Genomic DNA, 14,644 nt, shown 5'->3' with positions numbered 1-14,644 from the left:
GCATGAGACTGAAACTAGCCCCCCTGCTTTCTACCTCTCTGATTCTTGCTGCCTGCGGCGGTGGTGACAGCGCCATTGATGGCGCGCGAAACATGCCCAACCGCTTCGGCAATACCATTAATGCGCTGGATGACTTCAATACCGGCAGCACCGGCGACTCCAGCAACGCGGTCGGGCTTGAGACCAATCAGGTCAGGGTCACCATGGAAGTGCCTGTCACCTTCGCCCCGAACGGCGAAGCCACCCGGCGCAATCTGAGGATTGTGATTCCGGATCGGGTTCAGGTCTACCGAACCAACAATTCCCTGCAAAAACTGGACGACATCAACTACACCACCTCAAGCGGTGAAGATGGCCATGTCATTATTACCTTTGAGAACGGTTTGCCGGTCGGGCCGGATGTGCTGATTGAAGCCACCTGGAACGGCGGAGGCGGCATCACCATGAAAGCCCTGGCTGCCGATTCCGACCGCGACGTGAAGGTAAACCCGTTTTCTCACTATGTCGTGGAAGAAACCCTGGGCAACTATAGCGCCAGTGAGTTTCAAACCGTGATGAACTGTGTGAACGACTCGGGCGGCGGGCTGTGCCTGAACAAATATGTATGGGCCACGCTGGCAGACCAGGTTCATGACTTTGAAATTGAGATTGGCAGTAACGCCAAACTCAACACAGCGTTGACCTTTCTAAAAGAGCGGGTCGACTTCGCCGCCTATATCGACGACCTGGCTGACTATGCACTACTGGACGGCGATTCGGCAGGCAGCATCAGCGCCAGTTCCGCCGATTACAACTCGGTATTCTTCGGGCTGGAACTCGGGCAGACATTCCGGGATGACGGCACCGCCAATGCGGGCCAGTGGGGGGTGCGTACCGCCCAGGAAGAAGACCTGAGCGATAGCAGTGGAAAGGCTTTTCTGTATCCTGCCCTGACCTTGACCTCATTCAATGCTTTTGGGCTGAGCGTAACGTCTCTGGCCACGGATATCCCCTACGACCGACAGACCATCGCACACACGGCCGACGACCGCTTTGTCACCAAGGCATGGGCACGAAACACCCACACCAGCTCACCCGGTGCAGCAACGCTTACCCCAGTGTCCTCTGTTGAAGGCTCCGCAAGGCTGTTAGCCGGCCGGGCGCTTTATCAGAGCATAACGGACCAGGGCACCGCCCAGATTAACGGGTGGACCCGCAACCCCTATTACCTGGATGCCTTTACAACAGAACCGTTGGACACCCAAACTGGGCCAGATCGCGTGTTGGCGAGCTATTTTACTGCAGGAAAAGCGATTGAACTCGAAAATGAAGGCGGACAGCTGAAGCGAAGAGCCACACTGGAGAATCATTACCTGTCGGCATTTGAGCTGCATTTGTTGCGCAGCGAGAACTTTGATCTGAACAAGGTACAAGGGGACTACAATGTGGTCTATCTGTCGGGTCAATTTGGCCAGACAGATCCGGTGGTCTTTGAAACCGGTGCTGGCACTTTGAGCGCTGGCAGCCCTTCAGACAATGAGTTGCTTGCAAATGCCAACACGGACACCTTCACCCTTCGTCGCGCAGCAGATGGAAGCGTTACCGCGCCCCCGGCGATACCCGACACTCAAACGTTGCGCATAGCAAACCGGCTTTCGCTGCTGAGCAGTGGCAGCCGGCACATGGGTCGGCTAAGCCTGTGCATCACCTGCCCCGAAACCGATTTCACAACACCGGATGTAGGACAAGGTGCCGCCTCCCCAGACGGCTCCCTGCTGGCGTTCAACCTGGACGGTCAACTTGGGGACGGCCTGATGATTGCCGGCAAGGCACCCACGGCCAGCCTACCGGAAGGTGGCCAGTACCGGGTGCAAGGGGTTGTCGTCAGCATGACCGACAACACCAACGAACTCTACCAGGTCAACAATGGGCTACTGCAACTGACGAGCGGGACCGAAGCAACGCTCGGCGCAACCGGCTTTCAGATTAGCCATACTGTGACCGAAAGCCAGGTTTCCAGCCCCAAACGCACCACGTTCAGTGAAACCTTCACCTACGCGGCGGTCGACGGCACTGTCACCCTGACAGGCTCCGGAGTCGAGCTCCAGGGTTTTTACACCGGGGAAGCCGACCAGATGTTCCTGGTGCTTGAAGACAGCTCAGCCACCAATCCGCGTACCGGGCTGCTGATGGCCACGCTGATACCCAATGACCCAAACGCCAATCCGTGAACAGGCGTAAGCCGTATAACCTGTTATAATTTCAGCCATATCGATTTTAACGAGGGTTTTTATGACGGCGGTTCATCGGGCACTGATGCTGTGTGTTCCATTGATTCTGTTTGCGGGCGCCGGGGCGCTGTATGTCCCGCCAGGCACTCAGGACGGAGGGGCAAATGCTGACGGTGACGAGGTATCCCTGGCATCGCTGCCGTCCCTGCCCGCATGGGCCAACGCCCCCCTTCCTGATTTCTCAGGCATCCGGGATACCACAGAACGTAAGGTGGCTTTTTTCTCATTCCTGTACCCCAGAATTGTGCTGGCCAATTCCCGAATACTTCTTGAGAGGGAGTATCTTGACTCGCTTGAAGCCAAATCTGAGCTTTCCGGGAAGGAATTGAAGTGGCTCCTGGAGCAGGCTGACCGGCTTCGGGTTGATGCCGCCAACGGCAGCGACGCCCAGCTTGCGTTGCTGAAAAAGCGACTGGACGTCATCCCCCCTTCTCTGATTCTCGCCCAGGCCGCCAATGAATCGGCCTGGGGCACCTCCCGGTTCGCCACCCAAGGCAACAACCTGTTTGGCCAGTGGTGCTTCTCCAAAGGCTGCGGCCTGGTTCCGCTCAGCCGTGTAGACGGTGCCAGCCATGAAGTCGCAAAATTCTCATCGCCTTACTATTCCGTACGCTCGTACATCCAGAATCTCAACCGCCACCCCACTTACCAGAAGGTTCGGGAAATCCGCCACCAGGACCGACTGGCGGAACGGCCGCTATCCGGAATTGACATGGCGGAAGGGTTGCTCGGTTATTCTGAGCGGGGCGAGGACTACATTGAGGAAATTCGCGCCATGATTCGCTACAACAACCTTGAATTCTACGATCGGGAGTTTCGGGCCCTGTTGGAAGACCGGACCCCAGGGCTCTTCCGGCAGCTTGCTTCTGCACTTGACGCCAAGGTGCTGCTGCCAGGTGGAGGTGGCGTAACGCCTTTTGAAAGCTGACCCTTTGACCTGAAGACACAGAGACGTTGATGCATGCTTGATTTCCTGCCCGCCCCTCTGAAAGGGGCCCTGGTGATTCTGCTGATTTTGCTGAACACCCTGGTTTTTCTGCCATTCCTTCTGCTGTTTGCCATTATTAAGTTGTTTGTGCCCATGATTTCGGTTCGAAAGGCGTGCACGATCGTGGTCAATGGCATAGCTTGGTACTGGATCGGATTTAACAACACCCTGATGCGAACCTTCCACAGGGTGACATGGGACGTTCGCGGCGCTCAGACCTTGAGCCGAAAGCACTGGTATTTCGTGACCTGCAATCACCAGAGCTGGGCTGACATTACCGCTATTCAGTATGTGCTGAACAGCAAGATTCCGTTGCTGAAATTCTTCCTCAAGAAGGAGCTGTTCTGGGTGCCCCTGCTGGGTGTTGCCTGGTGGGCACTGGACTTTCCTTTTATGCACCGCCACACCAAAGAGCAGCTCGCGAAGCGACCGGAACTCAAGGGCAAGGACATTGAGGCAACGCGAGCTGCCTGCGAAAAATTCCGTTACACACCGGTGACCATCTTCAACTTTATGGAAGGCACCCGGTTTACACCGGAGAAGCACCAGCGCCAGAATTCACCCTATAAAAACCTGCTTAAACCCAAGGCAGGCGGCACGGCCTTTGTCTTTGGCGCCATGGGTGACATGATTCACACCATGCTCGACGTGACTATCGTTTATCCAAAGGGACGGCCAGGCATTTGGGATTACCTGTGCGGGCGTGTAGACAAGATTGTTATTGATATCCGAACCCGTGAAGTACCGGCGCAATTTCTGGGCATGGACTATGAGGGGGATCGTGAGCTACGAGCCAGCTTCCAACGCTGGGTGAGCGACATCTGGGCTGAAAAAGACGCCTTGATCGAGCAAATCAAAACAGAAATCTGATGGCACTCAGGTACCATCGCCGGGGCTCAGAGCAGCCCCAGCTCCCGTGCCCGGACAATCGCCTGAGTTCGGGATTTTACATCCAGCTTGGCGTTTATCCTGCGCGCGTGTGTTTTCACCGTATGCAGGGATATATGCAGCTTGTCAGCAATTTCCTGGTTCGAAAGACCCTTCGCAATTAACTCGAGTACGCCCTGTTCCCGATCACTGATTGGCTCTGCCAAACGCTCCACATCCGGTGCTGCAGGCTGGCAACCGAAAAGGGCACCCAAAGACCGGGTGAACTCATCGTCCGGCAACAACGAAAACGTTCTTTCCATTAACGGTGCAAGCTCTTTAAGCAGCTCGGTAAACGGACTGATAAAGTGTTCCGCGGCGGCTTGACTCACCACCATTTCCAGCTGTTTCCTGGCGACTTGAAAGCCCTTTTCTTCACCCAACAGTATGGCATTCAACAAGCCAGTGTGAATCTGGAGCCCCGAGGGCAGTGCATCACCATAGCGACAGTGAATATTTTCGAGGCCGTCTCTGGCCCGAATCAGGTCACCCGACGCAATATCAGCGCGAACCTCAAGACAGTCGAGTAAACCGGGCATGGTGGGGAATAGCTCAGGTACGCAGCCATCATGGCGGTAGGGCTCGAGCTTGGCGATCGCCTGAGCAGCACTTTCCAGCTGGCCGCAGGCGAGCCAGCAACTGGCCTTCAGTGCTTCCAGAACCGGTACATAGAGGGATTCATCAACTTGCCAGGCGTGCATGGTGCGCTCCGCCCTGCCAATCCAGACAAACGCATCATCTATGCGATTCTGGGCCCTGCACATAAACACTCTCAAGGCCATGGCCAGTAAAAGCCCCAGATCCCGGGTCTGTTCCGCGTGGCGGGCACAGCTTACCAGCAGCCGGTCTGCTTCCTTTAGCCGGCCCTGGTGCCACAACACCAACACCAGATTTAACTGAAGCCGGGTCTCGCCGATACGAGCCGGCCTGTTCAGCTCCTGCATGGCGGTATCCAGACCGGTCCGCAAGAGCTGTTCTGCATGACCCAAAGCGCCCTTACCCAACTCAATTCTGGCGTGAGCGTAGACTGCTAACGCCTCTGAGCCGGAGTCACCCGCCTCTCGCGCCAGCTTTGCCGCGGTTCGGTTCGCTTCACGTGCCTCTTGAAAGCGGCCTGCGGCACACAAGGCGCTTGAGCGAACGATTTGAGTCACCAGTTGGGCCTGGGTCGACAGGCCACCCGTTGCCAAGGCCTTGTCCGCCATGGCCAGGGCCGGCTGAACAAAGCCTTCGCCTCGAAGAATGAAGGCCTTCAGGGCAAAAATTCTTGCTTCGTGTTCACGCCAACCTTCCGGAGCAAAACCTTCCAGTAACTGTCTGGCCTGGCGGAACTGGCCACCAATGGCATGAACCCACCCGTAAACAATGCGCAGTCTTGCGCTACGCTCAAGAAGGTTTGCGGGCAGGCTTTTACGCAGTGTCAGAAGCGAGGCGGTGTCCTGGCCCAGCAAGAGAGCCTCAGTTCCCTCCGATGCAATACGGATCACCTCATCGTTATCCCCCGCAAGAAGAGCGTATTTCAGCGCCTCAGGGAACTGCTGGCGCTGGCCGAACCACCGACTGGCCAGTAGCATGCGGGTGGCATGACCACCCAATGGTGGGCTCTGCAAGAACGCCTGCAGCAAAGGGTTAAGCCTGAACCAACGACCTCGCCCCTGAGCCTGCTTGATGGGCATACCCCGCTCTGCCGCCGCTGACGGCGCCATATCCGCGTCACCTGCTGAACCATTCAGCACATAGAAAAGCTCATCAGAACAACTGTCGGGCTCTGCCATCACTTTTAGTGACCGTATCTGGCCGGGTGTTAGCTGCTGGAGCACCGAATCCTTCAAGAACCGTTCTACATAAGGGCTTTCGTGCAGGGGGCGCCGCTCCTCTGATGTTGACAACTCCCGGCGATACAATGCCAGGGGGGTTAGCCAGCCTTCAGTAAGATTGTAAATATGGTCAATGGCCACGCTGGTGATGTGGCTATGAGCCCGAGCCTGATGAAAAAACTCGAAGGTTTCAGAGCGCGTGAGCTCAAGGCGATCACTGCCTAGTCGCCGGTAGTTGCCATTGAGTTGCAGGGTGTGGCTCTCAAACGGAAGAGGTAAACGGGAAATAATGGCGATGGCCAGGTTCTGAGGAATATGACTCATCAAGTGATGCAAAAGGCCAGTAACGGCCGGATTGGTGAGGTGCTGAAAGTTGTCCAGCACCAGAACCTCCGGGCGGTCCCCAGCCTGCCGGGCTTTGGCAACCAGCATCATCGCCAGATGGTCGTCAAAGGTACCGCTATTGCGCTGGGCCAGATCAGGCAGCCTGAGGGCAGTGGCGAGCAGGGAAAGAAACCGGGAGGGGGCGTTATCACCCGCATTCAGTGATACCCAGCGCACGGTCGGCATACCGGAATTATCGGGGGACCCAACCAGCGCACTCACCAACGAATGGGTTTTGCCATAGCCACCGGGGGCCTCAAGAAAAAACACCTGGCCGGGCATAAGGGCATCGCGAATCATCTGATCCAGTTCCGGACGTATCAACCTGTCCGAGGGAATGGCCGGAATCTGAAGCCGGTGCTCAAGAAGATCTCGCACCAGTTCGCCATGCTGAATACCTGTGTTAGCAGTCTGGAACTCGTCGTTGGCTGCACAGCCTTCGTTCAAGGATTTCACGCTCTGCCCCATTCAAAACCGGATCAGAAGCTCAAGCTACCCGGTATATAAGATGAATCGCTTCTGTTTTAGGCTTGGCGCCCTGCATCGGGTACGCCTTTAGTATGATGTTCTGGGGTGAAGGTTAAACCAAAGGCTAGGTGATCTGCAAAAATTTGACGTGTAAAGAGATTGTAAGCGGCGAGTTTTCAACACGGAAGCACCATTGCTATAGCGAGGGGCTGGACTATCAGCCAGACAAAAAAAACGGCGAGCCATTCGAAATGGCTCGCCGTTTTCACGCCAGAAGCAAATGAAGCTTAGCGTGTGCCCGCGCGGCGCAATGCTGCTGGCGTGAAGTCACGAGACTGACGCTCAACACCAAAGGTGTACGGGTTGTTTTCTTCATTGGTCAGGCCAAGGGCCAGGTAGCGACCAGAGAGAAGGTCGTACAGCACTTCGATCGCGTACCAGGGCACTTCCTGATCGTAGAACTGCATGCTATGGGCTTCAGCAACACGCCAGAGCTCACCACGACCATCGTAATGATCAATGACCGATGCCTGCCAGGTATCCTCATCAATATAGAAGTCCCGCTGTGCGTATACGTGGCGCTCACCTTCCTTCAGGGTAGCGCGTACGTGCCACACACGGTGCAATTCATAACGGGCCAGATCCTGATTGATGTGGCCAGGCTTGATGATTTCATCATACGTCAGGCTGCGATCTACCAGCTTGTAGGAGTTATACGGAACGTACATCTCTTTTTTGCCGATCAACTCCCAGTTGTAACGATCCGGAGCACCGTTGAACATGTCGAAGTTGTCTGACGTACGCATACCGTCAGCTGCGGTACCCGGGCCGTCATAGGCTACCTGCGGTGCACGACGAACGCGACGCTGGCCGGCGTTGTAAATCCATGCACGACGTGGTTCTTTGACCTGATCCAGCGTTTCGTGAACCAACAGCACGTTACCCGCCAGTCGAGCCGGCCCGGTGATGGCCTGCTTGAAGAAGAACAGAACGTTGTCGTCCTGACCCGGGGTGTAGTCTGTCAGATAGCTGTTCCAGGTCAATTCATCCTGAAACTTGACTACTGAGAAGTCACCACCAGCCGTCGGGGTAGCCTGTCCAACGTTACGCTGAACCGAGCCACCACGGTAGCGAGTGATGTGGTTCCAGATCACTTCCAGACCATTCTGGGGAATCGGGAATGGGGTTGCGTTTGCGTAGTTGCCAATGCCGTTACCGCCCTGGATCAGCTCTGAAGCCGTCGCGTTCTTGACGGTTTCATCCATGATGTCCTGAGGGTAAACCGCAGTACGGTGAGTCGGGTATACCGGGAGCTTGTAATCCGGATACTGGCGAATCATCGCGACCTGGCCCGGCGACAGCTTGTCGGCGTATTGATCAACGTTGCTCTGATCAATCACGAACTCCGGGGTTTCATTCGGGAACGGATTAACGTAGATGCCGTCGCCCTTATAACCGGCAGGAGGCGTTTTAAGCCCACCGGTCCATGCGGGAATGGCTCCGCCATTACCAGCCTTTTCTGCTCCCATCGGAGTCAGGGTATCGCCAAGCTTGGCTGCTTCGCCGGCAGAAACCGCGCCCCAGGCCTGGCCAGCAAATAAACTTGCAGCCAGTACGCCTGTGGCCATGAGTTTCTTGTTCAGTTTCATTTAAGTTACCTCGTTGAACAAATTCTGTCCGGTTCAGAATGAATATGAAACGCTTGCGCTCACAAAATCACGATCGGTCAGCTCGTTATACGGCTTGCCACCGAAATAGTTCGTGTAGCCGATGTTGCCGGTGATCTTGTTCTGATATACGCCAGTCAGGGACAGACCGATGGATTTGTTGCCTTCGTTGAAGGCACCGCCGGGTTGTGGGCCGTAGCCTTTTACATCATGAGTCCAGGCAATGCCAGGAGACAGGTTGATTCCCGCCAGCGCATTCGGGTAATCCCAGATTACGCGAGCACGGTATCCCCACGAAAAATCAGTGACGAAGCCGTCGTTGGTGCAATTGCTGGGATTGATGTTAAGAGCAGCACCGGTAGTGCCAGTTCCATCACAGGCACCGCCTGGCAAAGTGCCAATGCCGAACGTGCCGGAGCGACCGTAACGAGCTTCATCCAGCCCCGGTAGATCATGAACGTAAGTCGCGCCAATCTCAGAGATGAACGACATGCGACTGGCGCCCATGACCTGATCAAAGAACTTGATCAGTGTCATCTGTGCCTGAGAGACATTAAAACGATCGTAGCCATCCACTTCCGTGCCAGCCAGATTGGCACCACCGGACTCTTCGAGGCGCTGCTTTTGAAGCAAACTTACAGGCTCACCGGTTTCCGGGTTAACCTGCTGGAGGCCACCATAGATCAGCTCAAACGCATTCCCCTGAATCGGCAGATCCTCTCTGAAGCTATACTCAGCACCAAGGGACCAACCTCCAGGCGTAGTGGTGTTGATACTGACACCGTAAAGTTTGATGTTCTCTGGGTACTCAATGTAATAAGCAGGGAATCTGACAAAATCCTTGGTGCGATCATTCGTCTGCCCGGTTGTCGGAGCGGAAGGATTACTGACGAAACCACTGATATACGGCAGACGACTGTTGTACTGGATGTAATAGAAGCCGAGTTCAGAGTCATTCAGCTCAGGCACGTACCAGCGCATAGCTACGCCAAACTGGTCTTTGGAGTCCGCTTCCCGATCTCCTCCACGGGGTGTAATAAAACCTTGAGCGTAGGCTTGGGAATCTGGCAACTGACCGGCCAGAAGCACAGGGCCACAGCCGTCGGCTACGAAATCATTCGTAGAGAAGAAGGTTCCGCAGTCATCAATGCGAACTTTTTCCCAATCGGTCTGTACGAACGTTTCGAGGGTGATGTTCTCCGTCACACCCGCCGACATGTAGAACATTTCCACCGGCAACAGGGCGTCCTTCAGCTCGGCACCGGGAGCGCGGAAGGCAGGAATATCGACCGGGTTAATGGTATTGATCCCCCCCTGAATGAACGTGCTTTCACCCCAGGAAACGACCTGCTTACCGTAACGAAGGCTCACTGGCACATTACCAAAGTACCAATCCGAGAAAACGTAAGCATCGAGAAATTCACCACCGGAGGCATTGTCTTTGCCGTCCCGGCTGAGCTCACGGCGTTGACCGACCGGGTCAATCGCGCGGTTCTCGTCTTTCAGTTCGAAGTCATACCAGTACCGCCCACGGAGCAGGCCGCCAACGCGGGTCAAAACGCTACTGTCCACGGAGTAGTCGATGAACAACTCACTGTTGCCTTTAACAACTTTTGAGTAGGTATCGCCTTTTTCGAAATTCAGGTTGCCGTCATCGTAGTTGTTGGTCGAGGAGCCACGTGTCGTGTACGCGTATGAGGGACCAAGGTTACCTTGGGCAATGAGCCGCTGGTCAGGATCCTCTACCCGCCAGCCAACACCTGCTGAAAGCGTGGTATTAAATTGTGCCTGCCCGGCATCCCCCAAGGGAAACGAAACAGCAAAGACCGGGCTGGCTACGCCAGCGGCGATGGCGACGGCAAGTGGTAACTTGGTCCAGCGCTGCCAGGGTTGAGTTTTTCTTGTCATTGGAAGGCTACTCCGTTGTTGTTCTGAGTCGCTGCTCGGTTGTTCTGTTGTTTGGTGTTCTGCGGCTTGGAATACAGTGCCGTTATGCTTGCACTATAGCTAACGCCTTTGGCGGCTTTGATCAGTCAAAAGTATGATTTTGCTATCACTCTCTGTCAGCCGCTGTTCTCGCACCTCCACACTATAGACAAGATTCCGGGATGCAACCACTTTGGGAATGTTACTGTTCAGGGGATAATCGTGGGCCCAAGACAGGGGCTTGGGCCCGGCAAATCAAAACACTTCAATCGCCATAGCGGTCGCCTCGCCACCACCAATGCACAAAGCTGCAATGCCTCTTTTCTTTCCGTAGCGCTGCAGAGAGTGCATCAGGGTGACCAGTAAGCGGGAACCGGTGGAGCCAACCGGGTGGCCCTGGGCGCAGGCACCGCCGTGTATGTTCACCTTGTCTGGGTCCAGGCCCAGCTCTCTGATGGGCATCATGGCAACCATGGCAAAGGCCTCGTTGATTTCGAAGAGGTCAACATCGTCTTTGCTCCAACCGGTTTTCCTGAACAAGCTTTCAATAGCGCCAACCGGTGCGCAGGTAAATTCGCTCGGGTGCTGGGAGTGAGTACTGTGAGCAACAATGCGAGCCATCGGCTTAAGGCCACGCTTTTCGGCTTCGGATTCACGCATCAGTACCAGAGCAGAGGCACCGTCGGAGATGGATGAAGCGTTCGCTGCCGTCACGGTGCCGTCTTTTGCGAAAGCCGGACGCAGGGTCGGGATTTTTTCAATGTTGGCATTGTGAGGCTGTTCGTCATCTTCAACGATCACGTCGCCCTTGCGGGTTTTGACGGTGACCGGGATGATTTCATCCTTCAGCAGGCCCTCGTCGATGGCTTTTTTGGCGCGGGTCAGGGAGGTGATGGCGTAGTCGTCCATTTCTTCCCGGGTGTAACCTTTCTTGTCTGCCATTTCCTGGGCGAAGGCACCCATCAGGCGACCGGTTTCGGCGTCTTCCAGGCCGTCGAGGAACATGTGGTCCTGGGGTGCCTGGCCAGGCCCCATGCGGTAACCCTGGCGAGCGCCGATCAGAACATAAGGGGCGTTAGACATGCTCTCCATGCCACCGGCGACCATGACGTCGTTGGTACCTGCCTTGATCAGGTCATGGGCGAACATGGTGGCCTTCATGCCGGAGCCGCACAGTTTGTTGATGGTGGTGGCACCAGTACCGTCCGGCAAGCCGGCTTTGCGCATAGCCTGACGCGCAGGACCCTGCTTGAGACCGGCGGGCAGCACGTTGCCCATGATCACTTCCTGAATGTCCTCTGGCTGCAAGCCGGCGCGCTTGACCGCTTCCGCGATCGTGATGGCACCCAGCTCCGGCGCAGAGACCGGGGCAAGACTGCCCATAAATCCGCCCATAGGGGTGCGCACACCACTCACAATAACGACGTTGTCCTGGCTCATGTTGTGACCTCTCAGTTTTGGTTCTTTTGATTTATGGCTTATGGGGCGCTTCAAGATACTCACGGGACTGCATTTCCAGCAGGCGAGATTCGGTACGCTCAAATTCGAAATTCAGTCGGCCGCCAGAGTAAAGCCCGGTAATAGGAGCGGCAGCGGACATGATCACTTTGACGTTGCGGTCGTAGAACTCGTCAATCATATTAATAAAGCGGCGGGCCTGATCATCTTTGTCTTTGCCCATAACCGGCACATTGCTGATGATGATCGCGTGGAACTGGCGAGCCATTTCTATGTAATCGTTCTGACTGCGGGGACCATCACACACGTCTTTGAAATCAAACCAGACGACATCGTCCGCATGAGCCTGGGCCGGAATTTTGCGACCGTTAATTTCCATCGTTTTACTGTGCTTGCCGGCTTCAACCGCAAGGGCATCGAAACTGCTGCGCAGGCTGTTATCCGCTTCGCTGTCCAGCGGGCAGTGGTACAGCTCAGCCTGTTCCAGGGTGCGCAGACGGTAATCCACTCCGCCGTCTACGTTGACGACATCGGTGTACTTTTTGACCAACTCGATAGCCGGCATGAAGCGAGCTCGCTGCAAGCCATCTTTATAGAGGCCGTCGGGAACGATGTTCGACGTACATACCAAGGTAACGCCGCGGCTGAACAGACCTTCCATCAGGGTAGCCAGAATCATGGCATCACCAATATCCGACACGAAAAACTCGTCAAAACAGATGACTCGGGTTTCGTCGGCAAAAGTTTTCGCTACCATTTCGAGCGGGTTTTTTTCGCCTTTGAGTTTCTTGAGTTCATTGTGAACGCGTTGCATGAAGCGGTGAAAATGCACACGCATTTTTCGGTCAAACGGCAGTGACTCGTAGAAGGTGTCCATCAGATAGGTTTTGCCCCGGCCAACGCCACCCCAAAAGTACAAACCTTTAACGGGCTCTTCTCTGCCCTTTTTGAGCTTGCGGCGCAGTTTTGCGAGCCCTTTGTTTCGTTCGCTTTCAGCTTCTGCCAGTTTGTCGTACAGTGCTTGTAAGCGCCGGACGGCATCTTCCTGAGCCGGGTCTTTGTGAAAATCCGGGCGCTCGAGATCCTTTTGGTAGCGCTGCCAAGGCGTCAGGGTCGCAACGGTTTCGGTAGACATGGCTTCTGTCATCAGGATTTTCCTGCCAGCTGGATGGATTTTGGGCGCGGTATTGTCGCTTATTTCACGATTTTTCGCCACGCTACACGGGCTATGGGGCAATACGACGATTGGCGCAGTGTTTCGGCATGGGCGCAGGTGGCTCGGGGAGTTATACTCTTTGAATGAGGTTTGGCTCACTCGCATGTACTAAAAGGACGATTGTTATATGACGAACCTGATTCTGGCGGCGGTTGCCGCGCTGGTGGTTGGCGTTATTATTGGGGTTCTGGTTGGCAGGTCGGGCCAAGGGGCTTCTTTGCGGCAACGCCGGGCTGAGCAGCAGGTTGATGAGTTGCGCGGAGAGTTCACCCGCTATCAGGCTCAGGTGAATGAGCATTTTATGGAGTCGGCGCATTTACTGCGCCGGTTCAACGATGCGTACCGCGATGTAAATCAGCACATGGCACGGGGAGCGAATCGCCTCTGCAATGATGAGGAGTGGCCTGATGAACTGGGACAGGACGCGTCTGGACGCCTGGGACACTCCGAAGCCGAGCCCTCTGAGCCGCCAAGGGATTATGCGCCCAAGGCAGACCCCGAGGCTAAAGGCACCCTGGCTGAGGATTACGGCTTGAACGCTGACGGCACCAAGCGTACGGCCTGAACTTGATCTCTTTTGGTTTGGCTCCTGCTTTCTTAAACCGGATTATCGCAGTCGATAAACTGGTGCTTCACCCCGAAAGTTTGAGCCAACGCTTCCCCTAATGCCTGCACACCATAGCGCTCGGTGGCATGGTGCCCAGCAGCAAAATAGTGGATGCCACTCTCTCTCGCGGTGTGGGTCGTTGGCTCGGAGATTTCTCCGCTGATATAAGCGTCGAGCCCGGCTTCAATCGCCACATTTATGAACCCCTGAGCAGCGCCGGTACACCAAGCCACGGTTCTGATGTGCTCGGGACCGCTGCCTACGTGCAGAGGTTGTCTGTGCAGGGTTCTTGCCAGGTGTAGACCAAGCTTTTCTGAGGTCATGGATTCTGGCAATTCTCCTTGCCAGACCAAACCACCCATCGGCCTGGGGTTTTGGATACCCAGGATGTCGGCCAGTTGTCGGTTGTTGCCATATTCGGGATGATCGTCCAGTGGCAGATGGTAGGCGACGAGGTTTATGTCGTTGTCCAGAAGCTGCTTGATGCGGTTCTTTTTCATGCCGCGAATGGTCTGATCTTCGCCTTTCCAGAAGTAGCCGTGATGCACGAGGATCATGTCGGCGTTGCGTTCGACGGCGGCGTCGATCAGGGCCTGTGATGCCGTCACGCCGGATACAATGACGCTTACGGTCTCGCGCCCTTCCACTTGCAGGCCATTCGGGGCGTAGTCCTGAAAGTTTTCTGGCTGAAGCCATTCGTTTATCTTTTTCAGAACCGTATTGCGGCTTACCATGGTTACGCCTCCTGTTTTTGGGGGATCGGATCGGCGCTCAAGACTCTGTGCGATGCAAGGGGCAGGCAGGGCTTTCCAAAAAACGCTCCTGCGGCCCCCCTTTGGGGTCCGGCCTGCAATCACAGATTGCAGTCGTTCGGCTGTCGCATGAAGCTTTGCTTCATAAGCGCTCGGCCGAACCC

At 55.5% G+C, this 14,644-nt stretch carries 10 protein-coding genes; 4 read left to right on the top strand and 6 right to left on the bottom strand.

Features of this window, described 5'->3' with window-relative positions:
• The first annotated feature begins 2 nt into the window (after window positions 1–2).
• From QPL95_RS09085 to QPL95_RS09075, 3 genes are all read left to right on the top strand, one after another.
• On the top strand, window positions 3–2,210 hold the full coding sequence (locus QPL95_RS09085) for a hypothetical protein (RefSeq protein WP_303290664.1): 2,208 nt from the start codon (window positions 3–5) through the stop codon (window positions 2,208–2,210).
• A 61-nt stretch (window positions 2,211–2,271) separates the two neighbouring features.
• Window positions 2,272–3,198 (top strand): glucosaminidase domain-containing protein, encoded by a 927-nt coding sequence (locus tag QPL95_RS09080; RefSeq protein WP_303290663.1) that lies wholly within the window; start codon window positions 2,272–2,274, stop codon window positions 3,196–3,198.
• Window positions 3,199–3,231: 33 nt separating this feature from the next.
• Complete coding sequence (locus QPL95_RS09075) at window positions 3,232–4,128, top strand: acyltransferase (RefSeq protein ID WP_303290662.1); 897 nt, start codon at window positions 3,232–3,234, stop codon at window positions 4,126–4,128.
• 26 nt (window positions 4,129–4,154) lie between these two features.
• On the opposite strand, the gene QPL95_RS09070 is transcribed toward QPL95_RS09075, so the two are convergent.
• The 5 genes from QPL95_RS09070 to zapE all read right to left on the bottom strand — a co-directional run bounded on the left by QPL95_RS09070 (window position 4,155) and on the right by zapE (window position 13,016).
• Window positions 4,155–6,842, bottom strand: a complete 2,688-nt coding sequence (locus QPL95_RS09070) for a LuxR C-terminal-related transcriptional regulator (RefSeq protein ID WP_303290661.1) — start codon at window positions 6,840–6,842, stop codon at window positions 4,155–4,157.
• Between the two features lie 299 nt (window positions 6,843–7,141).
• Window positions 7,142–8,503: a DUF1329 domain-containing protein gene (locus QPL95_RS09065; protein ID WP_303290660.1), complete on the bottom strand. Its 1,362-nt coding sequence runs from the start codon at window positions 8,501–8,503 to the stop codon at window positions 7,142–7,144.
• Between the two features lie 33 nt (window positions 8,504–8,536).
• A complete protein-coding gene (locus tag QPL95_RS09060; RefSeq protein WP_303290659.1) occupies window positions 8,537–10,429 on the bottom strand; it encodes a DUF1302 domain-containing protein in 1,893 nt (630 codons plus the stop codon).
• A 273-nt stretch (window positions 10,430–10,702) separates the two neighbouring features.
• Window positions 10,703–11,887 (bottom strand): thiolase family protein, encoded by a 1,185-nt coding sequence (locus QPL95_RS09055; RefSeq protein ID WP_303290658.1) that lies wholly within the window; start codon window positions 11,885–11,887, stop codon window positions 10,703–10,705.
• 31 nt (window positions 11,888–11,918) lie between these two features.
• Window positions 11,919–13,016 (bottom strand): cell division protein ZapE, encoded by a 1,098-nt coding sequence (zapE, locus tag QPL95_RS09050; RefSeq protein WP_303290824.1) that lies wholly within the window; start codon window positions 13,014–13,016, stop codon window positions 11,919–11,921.
• A 232-nt stretch (window positions 13,017–13,248) separates the two neighbouring features.
• Here zapE and QPL95_RS09045 point away from each other — a divergent pair, with 232 nt between their 5' ends.
• Window positions 13,249–13,686, top strand: coding sequence for a YhcB family protein (locus QPL95_RS09045; protein ID WP_303290657.1), 438 nt, complete (start codon window positions 13,249–13,251; stop codon window positions 13,684–13,686).
• Window positions 13,687–13,718: 32 nt separating this feature from the next.
• On the opposite strand, the gene QPL95_RS09040 is transcribed toward QPL95_RS09045, so the two are convergent.
• On the bottom strand, window positions 13,719–14,462 hold the full coding sequence (locus QPL95_RS09040) for a Nif3-like dinuclear metal center hexameric protein (protein ID WP_303290656.1): 744 nt from the start codon (window positions 14,460–14,462) through the stop codon (window positions 13,719–13,721).
• Window positions 14,463–14,644: the final 182 nt, after the last annotated feature.

Source organism: Marinobacter sp. SS5-14b, from assembly GCF_030541005.1.
GTDB lineage: Bacteria > Pseudomonadota > Gammaproteobacteria > Pseudomonadales > Oleiphilaceae > Marinobacter.
Note: the sequence above shows the minus strand (reverse complement) of the source record. Positions and strands in the feature narration are given on the sequence as shown.